The sequence below is a fragment of the Lentzea sp. NPDC036955 genome (genome assembly GCF_055608005.1).
Genome location: NZ_JBVJRC010000005.1, coordinates 204,129 through 221,457, shown reverse-complemented (window position 1 = coordinate 221,457; position 17,329 = coordinate 204,129). Strand labels below are relative to the sequence as shown.

Below are 17,329 nucleotides of genomic sequence, written 5' to 3'. Positions count from 1 at the left end.
CGTGTCTACCTGAGATGCGCGAGCGCCGTGATCAGGCGCTCCGCCACGTCCTCCGGTCCCGGCATCTTGCGCACCACGGCACGTTGGTGCGCAAGGCCGTGGAGCCCGAGCCACAACGCCACCGCGTCGCCGTAGAGGTCGTCGCTGCCGTGCGCGATCCCGGCCTCCACGCACGCGCCGAGCACGTCGGCGAGCACCGCGAGCGCCTCCGCGCCCAGTGACTCCAGGTCGTCGTCGGTGATCGACGCGTCGTCGACCGACGGCGTCCACAGGCCGCCGAACATGATCCGGTAGCGCTGCGGGTGCTCCCGGGACAGGTCCAGGTAGGCGTTGCAGACGGCGAACAGCCGCGCGCGCGGGTCCGGGCCCGCCTGCTCGTCCGCCTCGCGCAGGGCGACGGCGAGCCGGTCCATCTCCTGCCTGACCACGGCCAGCATGATCGACGGCTGGTCGGCGAAGTGCGGGTAGATCGACGGTGCCGCGATCCCCGCCTTGCGCGCGACCGACCGCAGCGTGACCGCGTGTTCGTCGCCGCCCTCGTCGAGGATCTCGACGGCCGCCGCGATGATCTCCTCGCGCAGCTTCCCCCCTTCGCCACGACGGTTTCGCCTGCGTGCGGGGGTTGCCGACCCGGTGTTCGTCACGATCGTAACCATACACGTGAAAGTTTATGACTGTTAGGCCTTGCGCTCGTTTACTTACGGTCGTTAGCTTATGACCGTAAGCACAACGACCCGAGGAGATACCGACATGAACGCCACCACCGCCACCACCCGCGCCACCGAGGTCGTCCTGCCCGGCGTGGTCGAGCCCGACGGCCTGCACGTGCGGGTCCGCGAACTGCCGGCACCGGGTGCGGGCCAGGCGGTCGTGCGCATGGAGGCGACCGGCGTCTCGTTCGCCGAGCAGCAGATGCGCCTGGGCAAGTACTACGACCAGCCCGCGTTCCCGTTCGTGCCCGGCTACGACGTCGTCGGCACGGTGGTCGCGACCGGGCCCGGTGTGGACCCGCTGATGAAGGGCCGCCGGTACGCCGCCGTCACCAAGGTCGGCGGCTGGGCCAGCCACCTGACCGTGGCCGCGGCCGACCTCGTGCCGGTGCCGGACGGCATCGACTCCGCCGCCGCCGAGACCGTGCTGGTCAACGGCGTCACGGCGTGGCAGATGCTGTACCGCACCGCCAAGGTGGAGCGCGGCGGCACGATCGTCGTGCTCGGCGCGAACGGCGGCGTCGGCTCGACGCTGGTGCAGCTGGCGAAGCACGCCGGCATCAGGGTGATCGGCACGGCCTCCGCCCGTCACCACGACGCGGTGCGCGAGCTCGGTGCCGCCGAGGTGGTCGACTACCGCGACCCGGAGGTGTACGACCGCATCCGCGCGCTCGCCCCCGGCGGTGTCGACGCGGTGTTCGACCACGTCGGCGGCGCGGGCCTGGCGGAGTCCTGGAAGCTGCTGCGCCGCGGTGGCGCGCTGGTCAACTACGGTTCTGCGGCGACGAAGGACGAGCCGGGCAGCGGCATGGTGCCGGTGCTCAAGCTGTTCGCGCGGCTGCTGGTGTGGAACGCGCTGCCCAACGGCAAGCGCGCGGGCTTCTACAACTTCTGGGCGGGCAAGCGGTTCCGCACCGCGGCGTTCCGCGCCCGCTTGAGCGAGGACCTCACGCAGGTGCTGCGCCTGGTCGGCAGCGGTGCGCTCACGCCGCAGATCGCCGCGCGCGTCCCGTTGACCGACGCGGCCGCCGCGCTGGCGCTCGCCGAGTCGCGCACCGTCCTCGGCAAGGTCGTCATCGTCCCGCAGCCGTGACCAGGCCCGGCTGCCGCGAGACCATCGTGGCGGCGGCGACCGCCCTGGTCGACCGGAGGCACGCGGTGACGCTGCGCGCCGTGTCCCGCGAGGCGGGCCTGCCCACCTCGTCGATCTACCCGCACTTCCCCGATCCGCCGGCGATCCTGCTGGCCGTGTGCCACGAGTCGTTCCGCGAGCTCGAAACCGCGGTGCTCGGCGCGGCCGACGCCTGCTCGGCCGGCCTCGCCTACCTCGACTTCGCCGTCGCGCACCCGCACCGCTACCGCGTGATGTTCGGTGCGGCGGACCTCTCCGGACCGGCGCTGCGCCTGTTCACCCGAGTGCTCGCCGACCCCCGCCGCACCGAACCCGCGGCCGACGCCCTGGTGCTGTGGCTGGGGCTGCACGGCCTCGCCGACCAGCGCGCCACGACCCGGCGCTCACCCCGGTTCGCCGTCCTCGCACCACGCCTCATCACCTCGCTCATCTGACTTCCAGGAGGTCTTGCCGTGAACGCCACCACGATCCGCTCCACCGCCGTCGTCCCCGCCACCGAGATCGACAACCGCCCCGCCTACCTGGGCTTCGCCACCGCCTACGTCCTCGGCCACGGCAGCGCGGCCCTGTCCAGGGGCGTCGACCCGGTCGTGGTGCTGCCGTCGTGGCTGCCGGTCGCGTTCCTCGCCGCCGGCATGCTCGTCGCCACGGTGCTCGCCACGACCGCGGCGCTGCGGGCCCAGCGTGCCGCCGCCCCCGCACGGCGACGAGCGGAGAAACTCGTCGGCGCGGCCTGGATCGTCGGGTTCACCGCGCTCGCTCTCGCGATCACCGGCCTGACCACCGTGTTCGACCGCCCGGAACTGCAAGCCGTGCTCTGGCCTGCGGGCTCGACCATCGTGGTCGGCCTGATCTACCTCGCCGAGGGCGCCGTCCGCGGCAACGCCCTGCACCACAACCTCGGGACGTGGCTCGCCCTGGTCGCCGCGGCGGCGCTGTTCGTGCCCGGCGCCGGGTTCTTCGGGGTGCTGGCGGTGCTCGGTGGTGCCGCGTACCTGCTGGCCGCGTTCCTGGAGCCCCGCCGCCTGGCATCGCTTGCCTGGTAAGGGTTCCTACAGCCGCACTCGCACCGTGACCCGGCCTTGGGCGTCACGGTGCGATGTCGCGTGCCCGGTCCGTTGCCCGCCATCGAGCTGGCGTTGAGCTTCATGCACGCCAACGCAGCCGGACAAGCGGAGACCTAACCGGGGTGCGCGCCGACGGTGTCGCGGATCTGCGCCCCGAGGTCGGAGGACGCCGACCGCGCGCAGTGGGCGCAGCAGAAGAACCGGCCCTCCACCTCCACGCCGTGCCCGATCACCCGGCAGTCGCAGTGCTCGCAGCGCGGGGCGAGGCGCTGGATCGCGCACTCGAAGCTGTCGAACGTGTGCACACCACCGCCCACCGTGCGGACCTCGAAGGCCATCCAGTACTCGTTGCCGCAGACGTCACAGGTCGCCATGCGCGGAAGACTGCGACAGGTCGGCCGGGTCGGCAACTCGAAACGTCAGGTCGCACACGGTCGATGAGAGGTCCACAGAGGACACGACGCCTCGGCTGAGCGGGACCGGCCGGATTCGAACCGGCGTTCTCCCTCCCCTGTGGGAGGGCGCGTCGACCACTGCGCTACAGGCCCCTTCGCACCGCGTACGACAACACTAGTCCGTGAACAGCGGGCCGTATGCCCTGCGAAAGTGTTGGACCCATAAGGTTCGTGCAACAACCTCGGACTGGACGGTGTCGTGCCAGGGATCGACTACTACGAGTTGCTCGGTGTCAGCCGGGGCGCCAGCGCCTCGGAGATCAAGTCGGCCTACCGGTCGCTCGCCAAGGTCATGCACCCCGACGCGGGTGGTACCTCGGGCGGCTTCCGGCTGCTCCAGGAGGCCTACGAGACGCTGAAGGACCCGGTCCGCCGAGCGGACTACGACCGTCCTGCAGCGCCCACACCGTCCGTGGTGCGCCCGCCCGCACGCCCGCGACCTCGGCGAACGGGCCGGACCGGGCGGTTGCGCGACTTCGGCGACGACCCGAGCTACCTGGCGCCCAAGCCGCGCGTCGACCTCGGTTCGATGGGCTGGTGGAACCGGATCGACCTCGGTCAACGGGTCCGCTACGTCCCCGCCACCGGCCTCGGCCACGCCCCCGCGGCGGCCGCGATCGGCGGGTGGTTCGTCCTGCTCATCCCGTTGGCGCTGCCGTTGTCGCCGCTGCTGCTGGCCGTCTGGCTGCCCCTCGTGGCCGCCGCCGGTTACGGGGCGTTCCGGCTGATCCGCCGGTACGTCGCGGTCGCGCGGGCCGAACGGGCGTTCGCCGGGGAGTACGACGGGAACACCATCTTCGGCCGTCCGGGTGAAAACAGACGCGAACGGCTGACGGCCGGACTGCTGACCGAGTACCTCACCCAGCTGCCGGGGGTGCGGGTATTCCACGGCCTCGCGTGGCCCGGCTCGGTGTTCGCCGACGTCGACCACGCGCTGCTGTGCGGGCGCCGGCTCGTGCTGATCGAGTCGAAGTCGTGGCTGCCCGGCCACTACTACTGCGACGAGGACGGCGAGCTGTGGCGCAACGGCCACCCGTTCCGCGGCGGTGGCACCCAGCTGCTCGAAGGCGTCGAGCGGTTCCAGGAACTGTTGCCGTCACTGGAGGTCCGCGGCGCGCTGATCATCTACCCGAGCCGCGCGGGCGAGGTCACCTGCGACGACGACCTCGACTTCGAGGTGCCGCCGATGACGCCGGAGCAGTTCGTGCGCGAGATCGGCGAGTGGCTGGCCGACGACCCGGCCACGGTCGACCGCGAGGCGCTGCGCGTGCTGGTGCGCCAGGTGGTGTCCGAGGTCCGGGTCGCCGGCGCCTGACGGCCTACCGGTCGGCGAGCAGGTCCAGCTCCCGCAACGCCTTCTCCACGTCGGCGACGCGGTTCTGCGACCGGTAGAGCGCCAGAGCCGCGCTCCAGCACGACCGCGCCCACACCTCCCGCATCGGCAGACCGGCCTGCCGGTACTCGGTGCAGCGCCTCAAGCCACACCGCGCTCGGCGGACACCCACCCATCAGCCGCGTCGACAATGCCTCAGGGCATTACGGCTAGCTGCTCTCTTCGAGCAGCTGAGCGGCGGCTTGGGGATCCATCATGTTCGAGTAGATCTGCTCACCAGGACGCAGTGACCGATCCGGCATCGCGAACTCCGGGTACCAGCCGTCCCTGTCGCAGCCGGGAACCATGTCCAGGGCGATGGCCACGAAGTTGTCCGGCACCGAACCGGTGATCCACACGGCCACGTAGGTGCCCCTGTCCTCCACACCTCGAACGAGCACGCCGAGCTCCGCGCCGGCGACCTCACCGACGTGCTCACGCCCGTCCAGCAACGATGCGCACACCAGGCGCCGCACCGTTTCATCCATGGCTCGCAGCATTCGAACGGCCGCTTCGGCTTGGTACCGATCGTGGTCGTCTTCGTTCGCGAGCCACTGACCACAGAACGTCGACGACTTCAAAGGCGGGCTGTGCTCGGCGTTGTACCTGGAACGCGCGGCGACGGCCGCAGTCGCGAGTGCCTCGTAGAAGTCGTCACGACTTCCGGCTTCCCGGACTCCAGCCGCGACCATCCAACCGGGCTCCCCCGCCTCGACGACAGCTCCGCGCCAACGCTGGACTTTGGCCTTGAACACGACCACGTCGTCAATCAAGCGGGTCCGCTCACGCGGGCCCGTCGGCTGAGCGAACTGCTCGTTGGCCTTCCTGATCAACGGGTGGTCGATCTCATCGAGCGGCTCGTCGATGAGCGGCAAGGTCAAGCCCAGATCTTCACGAAGACACCGAATGGTGGGACGAACGGTCATCAGGACTCGCGGACCCCACCAAGTTCATCGAGGCGTTCCCTGGACATGCCGGTCAAAGCCGTGACCTGACTGCTTCGAGTGCCGTCGAGCGTCGCCATCGTGCGGCGCAGCGCGGCGTTGATCTCTTCCCGCCTCGCACCCAGATACTCACGAACAGCCGCAGCCAGCAGGTCCTTCTGGGACATGTGCAGCGCGGTCGCGCCGTGCGCGATCAAAGCGTGCGTCTCTTGATCGACTTTGACAGGAGAGGACTGAGCAGCCATCACACACCTCCGGTACCCAAGGGTACTCGGGTACCACCGGCAGTCAAACCGACATCGTCGGTCGCAGATCGATCTTGCACAGACCAGCACCTCTCATACCACCGTGCGATGCTCTCGCCATGAGCCGCACGCTGTGCCTCGCGCAGAATCCCGACGCGGACGCACTCCTCGCGTCGGACATGTTCGCTCTCCTCCTCGGCATGACCCTCGACCAGCAAATCCCGATGGAGAAGGCGTTCTCCGGCCCCAAGGTCATCGCTGACCGAATGGGCAGTCTCGACGTGCACCGTATCGCCGAGGCCGACCCCGAGGAGTTCGCCGCCGTCATGGCGACGCCGCCGGCCGTGCACCGCTTCCCCGCCTCGATGGCCACGCGGGTGCAGGCGCTCGCGCGGTTCGTGGTGGCGGAGTACGACGGGGACGTGACGCGGATCTGGGCTGAGGGGGACGGGGGCGCGGTGTTCAAGCGGCTCAAGGCGTTGCCGGGGTTCGGGAACCAGAAGGCGAAGATCTTCCTGGCGTTGCTCGGCAAGCAGGCCGGGGTGACGCCGGAGGGGTGGCGCAAGGCGGCCGGGCACTACGGCGACGAGGGCAGCAGGCGCAGCGTTGCGGACGCGACGGACCGGAAGTCGCTGCTGGAGGTGCGCGCCTTCAAGAAGGCGGCGAAGGAGAAGGCGAAAGCGAAGTAGCGCCAGAGGCGGTCGTCTGGTCCACTGGGGGCACGCCGCCAGCCCGAACGGGGTGCGTTCGCGCCTCGTGGGAGAAGGGGCGTTGCGTTGCGCATCAAGGCCATTGGCGTGTTCGCGGTTCTCGCGCTCAGCTTGGCGATCACACCCGCGTCAGCGGCGTCCACGTGGCCGGGGGACTCGGCCACCAGGACCGCGGACGGTTCGAACGTGTTCGGCACGAACCTCAGCGGGGTGTCGTTCGAGAGTGCGGGGGTCGTGTGGGCCGTGAAGAACGGGCCCTCGACGCTCTACCGGCTCGTGCCGGGTGGGAGTGGGAAGTGGCAGGTGGACCGGAAGGTGTCGCTCCGGTTCCCCGACGGGCAGGGTGATCCGGATGCCGAAGGGGTCGTGAGCACGCCGGACGGGTTGTTCGTCGTTGTCGAGCGGGACAACGACGACGGCGATGTGAGTGCGCCGGCGGTGTTGAAGGTCGGCAGTGGGAGCAGTGCTGTCAAGGCGTGGGAGCTGCCGGGGATGCCGGAGGTGGATCCCAACGACGGGCCCGAGGGCATCGCGTGGGTGCCGGACTCGTTCCTGACCGGGCAGGGCTTCAAGGACGACACCGGGAAGCGGTACGACCCGGCCGACTACCCCGGGCACGGCAGCGGGTTGTTCGCGGTGGGGCTGGAGGCGACCGGCGGCGTCTTCCTGTACGCGTTGCAGGACGGTGGGGCGCGGCTCGTGGCCGGGTTCGCGAGCGGGCTGGCGCAGGTGATGGACCTCGAGTTCGAGGGCAACCGGCTGTGGGCGGCGTGTGACGACCATTGCAACGGGCGGTCCACGACGCTCGCGATCCGCGATGGGCGGTTCAAGGTCACGGCGACCTACGACCGGCCGGCCAAGCTGCCCAACGTGAACCTCGAAGGGTTCGCCATCGCTCCTGCCTGCGTGAACGGCAAGAAGGTCGTGCTGTGGGCCGATGACGACAACACGGGTGGGCACGCCCTTCGCAGTGGCGCGTTGAACTGCGCGTAAAGCCACGGCGCCCCCGGGGCAATGTGTCCCAGGTCACATTGTCTCGGGGTCGTCCGCATCCCAGGCTGAGATCCGCTGGTGCAAGGGAGGGCATCGGCGGGTTTGTACGAACTCACACTTGGGGGAACGAGTTCCATGGGCAGAGCCCGCCAGTTCGGCGTGCGCAAAAGACGGCACGCTCTCATCCTCTTCCTGGTCCTAACGGTCACCCTCGGCGTCTTCGGGCCCGCTCTCGGGCAGGTGCTGTCCGAGCAGCTCGCCCGGTCCGCGGCCGAGCGGGAACCAGGTCACGGGCCTGATCAACGGCTCGGCACGGCGAGTGCCGAGGGCGCGACCGGCGAGCGCAACAACGCCGAGGCCGCGACGTTGCAGTCGAACTACCCACCGGTCGAGCTCAACGCGAAGCCGAAGGCCGCGAACTCCGCACAGGTGGTCGACGCGGCGGCGAAGGCGCAGGTCAAGGGCTTCGACGCCGCCACCAGCACGGAGGTGGCCGAGCGGCGCGGTGAGCGGAGCAGGACGTTCCGCAACGCCGACGGCACGCTGACCTCCGAGTACAGCAAGGACCCGCTGAACTTCCGCGAGCAGGACGGCAGCTGGGCGCCGATCGACACGAACGTGGTGGCGGACAACGGTTTCCGCAACGCCGCCGACTCGGTCCGCAGCCGGTTCGCGCCGTTGGCCGACGCGCAGAAGCTCGCGGAGCTGCAGCTCGACGCCGGCCACCGGGTCGAGTTCGGGCTGGCCGGCGCGGCACGGGTGCCCGGCACGAGCTCGGGCAGCTCGGTCACCTACGCCGGTGTGCGGCCGAACGCGGACCTGCGGTTCGAGGTGGAAGCGGGTGGCTTCAAGGAGTTCCTGGTCCTGCACAACCAGGACGCGCCGCACGTGTGGGACTTCCCGCTGAAGCTCACCGGCCTCACCGCCGAGCTCAGGGACGGCGACGTCGTCCTCAGGGACGAGAGCGGCGACGAGCGCGCCGTCATCCCCCACGGCTTCATGGCCGACTCGAAGAAGGGCGAGATCTCCGGCATCACGGCCGAGTCGCGCGGCGTCACGTACGAGCTGCTGGGCGACAAGGGCCGGCAGGTGCTGCGGGTCGGCCTCGACTCCGCGTGGCTGCGCGACCCCGCCCGCGTCTACCCGGTCGTCGTCGACCCGCCGGTGCACCGCAAGGACGCGTCGGCGTCGATGTTCGTGCAGCGCAACGGGGACGGCTCGACGTTCAGCCAGCCGGGCGGTGAGCTGCGCGCCGGTCACGTCGTGGACGGCGGCTCGTTCACGGCGGCGTCGTACCTCCACTTCCCGAACGTGCAGAACGACCTGGCGGGCCACCGCATCCTCGGTGCGCAGCTCGCGATCACCAACTACCACGCCACATCGTGCTCCGCGACGCTGCCGATCACGGTGCACGCGGTGACGCAGGACTGGACGGCGCGCACCGGGTACAGCTTCCCCGGCCCCGGCTACGACGGCACGGTGCTGGGCAGTGCGCAGTTCGCGCACGGCTGGATCGCTCCGCGCACCACGGTGTCCAAGTGCCCCACGGCGACTGAGCTGGTCACGCTCGGCGAGAACGGCCGTTCGCTGATCCAGCGCTGGGTCACGGGCCAGCAGGCCAACTTCGGTCTCAGCGTGCGCGCGTCCGAGACGGACGGCCGCAGCTGGAAGAAGTTCACCGGCGCCGGCACGGCCAACCCGCCGCGGCTCGCGATCACGCACTCGCCGTTCGACGCCGGGTACCGGTTCGAGAACCCGGTGCCGGACCCGCCGGTCACCCGCACCAACGGCGGCAAGGTCAAGATCACCGTCACCAACCGCAGCGCGGTCGACTGGGGTTCCAACGACTTCGCGCTGGCGTACCGGCAGTTCAGCGAGAACGGCACCTACCTCGGCTGGAGCGAGTCGGCGCCGCTGCCCGGCACGGTCGGCCGCGGCGCGTCGGTCACGCTCGACGCGAACATCCTCAAGACCGAACCGGGCACGTACCGGTACGAGTTCTCGATGCTGCGCCGCGGTGGCGCGATGTTCACCGACGAGCAGGTGCCGCCCGCGGGCCTCACGTTGCGGGTGGAGGAGATCGCTCCCGCACTGCAGGAGCAGTGGCCGCCCAACGGGTACTCGTCACCGTCGCTCACGCCGACGTTCTGGGCCAGGGCGATCGACGTCGATGCCCCTCCCACCGGCGGCACCCTGCAGTACCGCTTCGAGATCTGCGACAAGAACGAGCAGAACTGCTTCGACTCGGGCCGCGTCAACAGCCAGACCTGGACCGTCCCGCACGGCAGGCTGAGCTGGAGCACCGAGTACAAGTGGCAGATCTTCGCCTGGGACGGCCAGAAGGAGAGCCCGAAGATCGGGTTCGCCACCCTGCTGACCGCCGTGCCGCAGCCGGAGATCACCGCGCACCTGGGCACCGCGCCGTACAGCGGCAGCGGCGGTGACTTCTCACCGCAGGTCGGCAACTACACCACCGGCGCGGTCGACGCGTCGGTGACGACCGTCGGGCCCGAGCTCACGGTCAACCGCACGTACAACAGCCTCGACCCGCGGCGCACCGGCCTGTTCGGCGCCGGCTGGTCGAGCCGGTACGACATGCGGATCACGCCCGACGACGACGGTTCCGGCAACGTCGTGGTCACCTACCCCGACGGCCAGCAGGTCAGGTTCGGCGCCGACCTCGACGCGCAGGGCAGGCCCACCGGGGGCCGGCTCGCTCCCCCACCGGGCAGGTGGGCGACGCTCGTGCCGCAGACCGGCGGCGGCTGGCTGCTGACGGACAAGTCGAACACGACGCACCTGTTCGCCGCGGACGGCACGCTGAGCAGGACCACGGACGCCGCGGGTCGCGCGGTCGCGTTGACCTACGAGTCCGGCAAGCTGAAGACCGCCAGGAACACGACCAGCAACCGCACGCTCACGTTCACGTGGGCGGGCAACCACGTCAGCACCGTCGCCACCGACGCGGTGAACGGCAAGGCCTCGACGTGGCGCTACGACTACGAGACCGGCACCGACCGGCTCAGCACCGTCTGCGACCCGCTGAGCAACTGCACGACGTACAGCTACCAGCAGGGCACGCACTTCCGCAGCGCCGTCATCGACAGCAACCCGGACAGCTTCTGGCGGTTCCGCGAGGACAGCGGCACCGACGCCCGCAGTGAGGTCGCGACCAACCTCGGCAAGGACACCGGCCGCCTCACCGACGTCACCCGCACCGCGGTGGGCGAGGGCGTGGCCGGGGCGGGTGACCGCGCGGCCTCGTTCAACGGCACCACGTCCGCGGTGGCGCTGCCGCAGGGCCTGATCAAGAAGAGCCGTGAGGTCACCGTCGAGCTGTGGTTCAAGACGGGGGCCGGCGGTCCGCTGGTCGGCGCCCAGAACACCCCGCTCGGCACCGCGCCCGCGAACACCGTGCCGGTGCTGTACGTGGGCACGGACGGCAAGCTGCGCGGCCAGTTCTGGCACGGCGCGGTCGACCCGATCACGTCCACCGCGGCGGTCAACGACAACCGCTGGCACCACGTCGCGCTCACCAGCACGGTGAACAGGCAGTGGCTGTACCTCGACGGCCAGCCGGTCGGCGACCGGACGGGCACGATCGACAACTCCACCCTGACGCACGTGCTGGTGGGTGCCTCGCAGCAGCTCAACACGACCGACTGGGCCGGTTGGGGCAGCACCGTGCGCAGGCACTTCTCCGGCCAGATCGACGAGGTCGCCGTCTACCAGCACACGGTGGGGCAGCTCGCGATCAACGCGCACCGCGCGGCGCTCGACCCGGCCGACCAGCTGACCAAGGTCGCGCTGCCGAGCGGCAAGGTGGCGGCGGAGGTCAGCTACGACGTCCAGCGCGACCGGATGCACACGCTGGTCGACGGCAACGGCGGCAGGTGGACGCTGAGCGAACCGGTCGTCAGCGGCCCCAGCCGGGAGAAGATGGTCCGCACGGTGCGGGTGATCGACCCCGGCAACCGCTCCCACTTCTACGACTACGACCCGCTGCGCGGCCGCATCCTGCGCTACCTCGCGCCGCTGGGCATGGAGGTCAGGCCGGAGGACCGGCCGACCCAGCCGACGACCACCACGACGACCACGACGTGCGTCAGCCAGCCGGGCGGCTCGTTCTGCGAGGTGCCGATCGGCGGCGGGCCCGGTTCGTTCGTGCCGGTCGAGATGCAGGGCGCCCGCACCTACGAGTACGACGAGGCCGGGTTCCAGAGCAAGATCACCGACGAGACCGGCAACCGGGTCACGCTCCAGCACGACAAGCGCGGCAACATCGTCTCGCGGACGTCCTGCCGCTCGGGCCTGTCGGACTGCCAGACGTCGTACTTCCAGTTCTTCGCCGACGAGTCGAACCTGACGGACCCGCGGCTGGACAAGGTGATCGCGGCGCGGGACGGCCGTTCGGCCAGTGCGACCGACGACACCTACAAGACCAGCTACACCTACACGGCGCTCGGCGAGCTGGACACCCAGACCACGCCGGACGGTGCCGTGGTGCGGCACCTCTACACCGACGGCAACCAGCCGGCGGTGGGCGGCGGCAACGCACCGGCCGGGCTGGTGCGCGAGAGCACCGACGCCCGCGGTGCCGTGACGAGGTACCGCTACCACGCCACCGGTGACCTCGCCGAGGTGACCACGCCGGCGGGCCTCGTCACGACCTACACCTACGACGCGCTGGGGCGCAGGGAACGCACCACCCAGAACGGCGTGTTCTCCGCGACCACCTACGACCAGCTGTCCAGAGTGGACACCGTCACGCAGCCGGTGGTGAAGAACCCGGTCACCGGTGTCTCGCACCAGTTGCAGGTGCGGACCGACTACACCGTCGACGGCTTCCCGGAGCGCGTCGAGGCCAAGGACCTCACCGGCGGGGACGCGACCAGGACCGCCACGACCGAGTACGACGACCGCAACCGGGTGCGCCGCCTGGTCGACGCCGAGGGCCTGGAGACCACCTTCGGCTACGACAGCTCCGGCAACCGCACCTGGACGGTCGGCCCGGACGGCGTGAAGTACGAGTACGCCTACACCGCGCGCAACATGGTCGCCGAGGTGCGGCTGCGCGGCTGGCGCGACCAGTGGCGGCCGGCGGAACCGGACGAGGAGACCAGACCCGTCTCCCCCGACGACTACCTCGTCGTCGCCGCGTACAACTACGACCTCGCGGGCGAGCTCGTCGGGCAGACCGACGCGATGGGCCGCAAGACCGGCTACCGGTACTACACCGACGGCTCGTTGAAGCAGACCTACGCGAAGGGCTTCCACGACGAGGACGGCAGCACGCGCGACATCGTGCTCGCCGACTTCAGCTACGACAACGCCGGCAACCTGACCAAGGTCGTCGGCACCGGGAACCGGGTCACCACCACCGAGTACGACCGGGTCGGCCGGATCACCGCCACCACGGCGGACCCGAACGGCCTCAAGCGGCGCTCCGCGCTCACGTACGACCTGAACGGCAACGTCACCAAGGTCGTCCGCTCCGGCCTGGAGTCCAACACCGGCTCCCAGCTGGTGTCGACCGACGTGGAGACCGTCGAGTTCGGCTACGACGCGGCCGGGCGCCAGACGTCCGAGCGCGTGTGGGTGGACGGCAAGTGGCTGACCACCGTGCGCGGCTACGACGCGCAGAACCAGCTGACCTCGATCCACGACCCGCGCGGCACCTCGACCACGGCGGAGATCAGCTACGACGTGCTCGGCCGGGTGATCGGCACCAGGGCACCCGAGGTGTCGGTCGAGGCCGGTGACGGCGGCGCCGCCGTGCGCACCCGTCCGGAGACCAAGGCCGGGTACAACACCTTCGGCCAGCCCACCGAGTCCGTCGACGCGCAGGGCAGGACGTCGCGGGCCACGTTCGACAAGCTCGGCCGGCTGGTCGACGCGTTCGCACCTCCTTACACCCCACCGGGTTCCACCTCGGTGATCACGCCGCGCCTCACGCACAGGGACTACGACGGCGACGGCAACCTCGCCGCCGTGACCGACGCCCGCGGTGCCGTGACGCGGATGAGGTACGACCAGATGAACCGCGTCGTCGAGGTGGCCCACCCGCACCCGACGACGCCGGGCGAGTCGCAGGGCACCTCGTCGTTCACCTACACCCGTGTCGGTGAGCTGCTGTCGAGCGTGAACGCGGACGGCGGGCGTGCCGAGCGCACGTACGACGACCTCGGTCGCCTGGTCACGGCCACCCGGCTGGAGCGCAGGCCCCAGCCGGGCACGTTCACGAGCCGGTTCAAGTACGCCGACTCCGGTGACCTGCTGGAGAAGGTGTCCGCGGGCGGCTCCAGGTCGACGTTCAGCTACGACGCGGTCGGCGCGCTGACCAAGGTCGTCGACCCGGCTGGCGTGCCCACGCACTACGGCTACGACATGGTGGGCCGCCCCGTCACGGTGAAGGACGCGCTGGGCCGGTCCACGCGCACCAACTACGACACGGCGGGCCGGGTCAAGAACTCCGTCGACCTGAACCCGCTGGGCCAGCTGCTGCGCCGTTCGTCGGTCACCTACGACGCGGCCGGCAACGTCGAGACGACGCGTGACCCGCTGAACCGGACGACGACGTTCACCTACGACGCCCTGAGCCGCGTGGTGCAGCAGGCGGAGCCGGAGTCGGTCACGACCAGCTTCGGCTACGACGCGGCGGGCAACCTCACCCGCTACACCAACGGCAAGCAGATCCCGACCTACAACACCTACAACTCGCTGGGGTTGCCGGAGAAGACGGTCGAGCCGTCGACCGCCGCGCACCCGAACGCGGCCGACCGGACGTGGGTGACCTCCTACGACACCGGTGGGCTGCCGGTTCGCGCGGTCGCCCCCGGTGGCGTGGCGCGGGAGCGGACGTTCGACCTGCGCGGGCAGCTGACGCGCGAGACCGGGTCCGGTGCCGAGGCCCCGACCGTCGAGCGGGTCATGGCCTACGACGTGCTCGGCAGGCTGACCTCCGCGTCGGCTCCCGGCGGCACGAACACGTTCACGCACAACGACCGCGGCCAGCTGCTGACCGCCGACGGCCCGTCCGGCACGTCGTCGTTCGGCTACGACTCCGACGGCCGCGTGACCACGCGTTCGGACGCCTCCGGTGCCTCGACCTACGCCTACCTCAACGGCCGTCTGAGCAGCGTGCAGGACGCGCTGACGGGCACGCTGCAGGTCGCCTCGTACAACGAGGTCGGCCAGGTCAAGGCGATGGAGTACGGCGGCGGCCGCAAGCGGGAGTTCGAGTACGACGACCTCGCGCGGCTCAAGGCCGACAAGGTCGGCGGCGCCTCGAAGACGTACACCTACGACAACGGGAACCAGCTCAAGACGGCCACCTCGGCCGGCTTCGCGGGCCCCGCGCTGCAGGAGTACGGCTACGACGCGCTCGGCCGGCTGACCTCGTGGAAGTCCGACGGGGTCGAGACCGCGTACGGCTGGGACGCGGCGGGCAACCGCACCTCGGCGGCCGGGAAGACGGCAACGTTCGACGAACGCAACCGCCTGCTGAACGACGGAACCGACTCCTACGTCCACTCCCCGCGCGGCACCACGGTGTCGAAGGGCGCGCAGCAGTCGAAGTTCGACGCGTTCAACCGCCTGGCGTCCCAGGGCGCGGCCACGTACTCCTACGACGGCCTCGACCGGGTGGTCAAGCGCAACTCGACCACCTTCGCCTACTCCGGCACGGGCAACGACCTGGCCTCCGACGGCTCGTCGACGTTCAGCCGCGGTCCCGGCGCCGACCTGCTGGCGGTGCAGCAGAACGGCACCAAGCGGCTCGCGGTGGCCAACGGCCGTTCCGACGTGATCGGGTCCCTCGACCCGGCCTCCGGCACGCTGACGGACACGACCTCGTACGACCCGTTCGGCAAGGTCGTGGGCGGCATCAAGCGCCCGCTGGGCTACCAGGGCGACTGGACCGACCAGGAGACCGACCAGGTCAACATGTCGGCCCGCTGGTACGACCCGTCCCGCGGCGCGTTCTCCAGCCGCGACTCGGCCGCGCTGCCGGCGAACCCGTCGTCGTTCGCGCACCGCTACAACTACGGTGCGGGCGCGCCGACGAACTTCGTCGACCCGAACGGCATGAGGCCGCGCGACGTCACCTGCGACTACCCGCGCCCCTACCCGTACTGCTACGAGAACGACCACGCGGAGGGCAAGCCCTCTCCCGGGATGTTCGACAAGATCAACCCGCCGAGCAGCCAGGGCGGTGACGACTGCACGGCCCGCAAGGCGTTCTCCGGCGGCGGGTGCGACACGCCGTGCAACGGCGCCGGCCGCGACCCCAGCCTGCTGGTGTCGTTCGGCGGCGGGAGCTCGTGCGTCAACGGCTCCGGTGACGGCGACACCGAACCCGGCGGCCGCAACCCGAACAAGCCCAACGGCTACAACTACGCGCCGCCACCGCCGCCGGACCCCGCGATCGCGGCCCGCGCGGAGAACCGCCGCGCGGCGATGAACAACCCGATGCCGATCCCGTCGGCACTGGGCCAGCCGCTCTACGGCGACAGCTTCGACCCGCCGGTCTCGTCGTCGCCGCAGACGCCGTCACACCAGTTCGCCGACCAGGTCGACCCGGTCGACGGCGTGGCGATGACGTACCAGAAGATCGAGCAGTCGATCACGCGCGCCGAGGTCCTGCTGATGAAGGACGTCGTGGCGCTCGGCAGCTCGCTGGAGCTGAACGAACCGAACCGGCCGGACGGGGACCTGTTCCAGGCCCAGCTGAAGAAGACGTGGGAGGACTTCAAGGCCGACCCGAACGGGTTCCTGAACGGCGTCGGGCACGCGGCGCTGGACGTGCTGGGACTGATCCCGGGGTTCGGTGAGATCGCGGACGGCATCAACGCGCTGTGGTACGCGGCCGAGGGGAAGTGGCTCGAAGCAGGGTTGTCGGCGGCGGCGCTGGTTCCGCTGGCCGGGATGGCGGCGACCGGCGGGAAGCTGCTCAAGAAGGGCATCGACGCCGCGTCGGAGCTGAGGCCCCTGTCGATCCCCGCGGGTTCCGGCGGCAAGTCCGGGCCCTGGGTACCCGACCACGGGGTGACACCGGGCGGAGCGGTGAGTCAGAGCAAGTCTGGTTCGTGCGGATCCGCATGCGGTGAGATGGTGACGAACGGCGCCGTCAAGGAGAGCGAGTTCCTCGACGAGCTCGGCGAGTGGACCGACATCGACTCGTTGACGAGAGCGTTGAACAACCGCGGTGCCGACCCGCAGTGGAGAGGTGGCGGTCTGTCCGAGGACAATGCGGTGCTGGTCGCGACCAACGCCCCTTCGACGATTCTCCAGCTGATCGCGAAGGGCCACCCGACCAGCCACTTCGTGGTCGGCGAAGGCCTGGGTGACGGCAAGGTGCTGATCCGGGACCCGGATCCGGGCGTGACCTACACCGTCGACTCCGACTGGGTTCGCAGGCACGTGTTGGGAGCGGTCTTCCGATGAGCAAGGCGCAACTGGTCCAGATCACCGCGATGCCGGGCAACCGCTACGAGCTCGCGTTCCTCGCGGGTGGAACTCGTCTCGAGTTCTCCTGCACGGTCGACGACCGGGACGGGATCGCGCTCGTCAGTCCCGAACCCTGGTTGATGCCCACGAAACCGGACCACGACGGACCGGACATCGAGGACCGGCGGGCGGTGATCGAGGCGGTGCTGGCGGTGCACCGGGCCCACCGCAGCTGATCCACGTCGTGAAGGCCG

General features: G+C 70.3%; 13 protein-coding genes and 1 tRNA gene. 8 read left to right on the top strand and 6 right to left on the bottom strand.

Features of this window, described 5'->3' with window-relative positions; all coding sequences use genetic code 11:
• Positions 1-5: 5 nt before the first annotated feature.
• Positions 6-644, bottom strand: a complete 639-nt coding sequence (locus ACZ7CF_RS18255; protein WP_470370077.1) for a TetR/AcrR family transcriptional regulator — start codon at positions 642-644, stop codon at positions 6-8.
• 106 nt (positions 645-750) lie between these two features.
• On the opposite strand from ACZ7CF_RS18255, the gene ACZ7CF_RS18250 reads away from it, so the two are divergent.
• Genes ACZ7CF_RS18250 through ACZ7CF_RS18240 form a run of 3 tightly spaced genes read left to right on the top strand, consistent with a single transcriptional unit; the run spans position 751 to position 2,888 of the window.
• Entirely contained in the window at positions 751-1,803 is a 1,053-nt protein-coding gene (locus ACZ7CF_RS18250) for a medium chain dehydrogenase/reductase family protein (protein WP_470370076.1), read from the top strand.
• On the top strand, positions 1,800-2,276 hold the full coding sequence (locus tag ACZ7CF_RS18245; protein ID WP_458430241.1) for a TetR/AcrR family transcriptional regulator: 477 nt from the start codon (positions 1,800-1,802) through the stop codon (positions 2,274-2,276). The genes ACZ7CF_RS18250 and ACZ7CF_RS18245 overlap by 4 nt, the downstream gene beginning before the upstream one ends.
• 18 nt (positions 2,277-2,294) lie before the next feature.
• Positions 2,295-2,888 carry an ABC transporter permease gene (locus ACZ7CF_RS18240; protein WP_458430240.1) on the top strand — a complete coding sequence of 198 codons (594 nt, stop codon included), beginning with the start codon at positions 2,295-2,297 and terminating at the stop codon, positions 2,886-2,888.
• A gap of 134 nt (positions 2,889-3,022) precedes the next feature.
• On the opposite strand, the gene ACZ7CF_RS18235 is transcribed toward ACZ7CF_RS18240, so the two are convergent.
• Together ACZ7CF_RS18235 and ACZ7CF_RS18230 are read right to left on the bottom strand one after the other, a co-directional pair.
• Positions 3,023-3,283 (bottom strand): Prokaryotic metallothionein, encoded by a 261-nt coding sequence (locus ACZ7CF_RS18235; protein WP_065916091.1) that lies wholly within the window; start codon positions 3,281-3,283, stop codon positions 3,023-3,025.
• 100 nt (positions 3,284-3,383) lie between these two features.
• Positions 3,384-3,458 (bottom strand) — tRNA-OTHER (locus tag ACZ7CF_RS18230).
• A gap of 105 nt (positions 3,459-3,563) precedes the next feature.
• Between ACZ7CF_RS18230 and ACZ7CF_RS18225 the strand changes: the two genes are divergently transcribed.
• Positions 3,564-4,679, top strand: a complete 1,116-nt coding sequence (locus ACZ7CF_RS18225; RefSeq protein WP_470370075.1) for a J domain-containing protein — start codon at positions 3,564-3,566, stop codon at positions 4,677-4,679.
• 4 nt (positions 4,680-4,683) lie between these two features.
• On the opposite strand, the gene ACZ7CF_RS18220 is transcribed toward ACZ7CF_RS18225, so the two are convergent.
• From ACZ7CF_RS18220 to ACZ7CF_RS18210, 3 genes are all read right to left on the bottom strand, one after another.
• Complete coding sequence (locus ACZ7CF_RS18220) at positions 4,684-4,842, bottom strand: hypothetical protein (RefSeq protein ID WP_470370074.1); 159 nt, start codon at positions 4,840-4,842, stop codon at positions 4,684-4,686.
• Positions 4,843-4,906: 64 nt separating this feature from the next.
• Entirely contained in the window at positions 4,907-5,662 is a 756-nt protein-coding gene (locus ACZ7CF_RS18215) for a hypothetical protein (protein ID WP_470370073.1), read from the bottom strand.
• Entirely contained in the window at positions 5,662-5,925 is a 264-nt protein-coding gene (locus tag ACZ7CF_RS18210; protein WP_470370072.1) for a hypothetical protein, read from the bottom strand. The genes ACZ7CF_RS18215 and ACZ7CF_RS18210 overlap by 1 nt, the downstream gene beginning before the upstream one ends.
• Before the next feature lie 119 nt (positions 5,926-6,044).
• Here ACZ7CF_RS18210 and ACZ7CF_RS18205 point away from each other — a divergent pair, with 119 nt between their 5' ends.
• The 4 genes from ACZ7CF_RS18205 to ACZ7CF_RS18190 all read left to right on the top strand — a co-directional run bounded on the left by ACZ7CF_RS18205 (position 6,045) and on the right by ACZ7CF_RS18190 (position 17,311).
• Positions 6,045-6,614: an HhH-GPD-type base excision DNA repair protein gene (locus ACZ7CF_RS18205; RefSeq protein ID WP_470370071.1), complete on the top strand. Its 570-nt coding sequence runs from the start codon at positions 6,045-6,047 to the stop codon at positions 6,612-6,614.
• Between the two features lie 108 nt (positions 6,615-6,722).
• A complete protein-coding gene (locus ACZ7CF_RS18200) occupies positions 6,723-7,628 on the top strand; it encodes a hypothetical protein (RefSeq protein ID WP_470370070.1) in 906 nt (301 codons plus the stop codon).
• Between the two features lie 135 nt (positions 7,629-7,763).
• A complete protein-coding gene (locus ACZ7CF_RS18195; protein WP_470370069.1) occupies positions 7,764-17,072 on the top strand; it encodes a LamG-like jellyroll fold domain-containing protein in 9,309 nt (3,102 codons plus the stop codon).
• Complete coding sequence (locus ACZ7CF_RS18190; RefSeq protein ID WP_360395919.1) at positions 17,069-17,311, top strand: hypothetical protein; 243 nt, start codon at positions 17,069-17,071, stop codon at positions 17,309-17,311. The genes ACZ7CF_RS18195 and ACZ7CF_RS18190 overlap by 4 nt, the downstream gene beginning before the upstream one ends.
• The last annotated feature ends 18 nt before the right edge of the window (positions 17,312-17,329 follow it).

Coding starts and splice junctions, on each gene's coding strand:
- ACZ7CF_RS18250 (WP_470370076.1), top strand. CDS start 751: ATGAACGCCACCACCGCCACCACCCGCGCCACCGAGGTCGTCCTGCCC.
- ACZ7CF_RS18235 (WP_065916091.1), bottom strand. CDS start 3,283: ATGGCGACCTGTGACGTCTGCGGCAACGAGTACTGGATGGCCTTCGAG.
- ACZ7CF_RS18215 (WP_470370073.1), bottom strand. CDS start 5,662: ATGACCGTTCGTCCCACCATTCGGTGTCTTCGTGAAGATCTGGGCTTG.
- ACZ7CF_RS18210 (WP_470370072.1), bottom strand. CDS start 5,925: ATGGCTGCTCAGTCCTCTCCTGTCAAAGTCGATCAAGAGACGCACGCT.
- ACZ7CF_RS18205 (WP_470370071.1), top strand. CDS start 6,045: ATGAGCCGCACGCTGTGCCTCGCGCAGAATCCCGACGCGGACGCACTC.
- ACZ7CF_RS18195 (WP_470370069.1), top strand. CDS start 7,764: ATGGGCAGAGCCCGCCAGTTCGGCGTGCGCAAAAGACGGCACGCTCTC.
- ACZ7CF_RS18190 (WP_360395919.1), top strand. CDS start 17,069: ATGAGCAAGGCGCAACTGGTCCAGATCACCGCGATGCCGGGCAACCGC.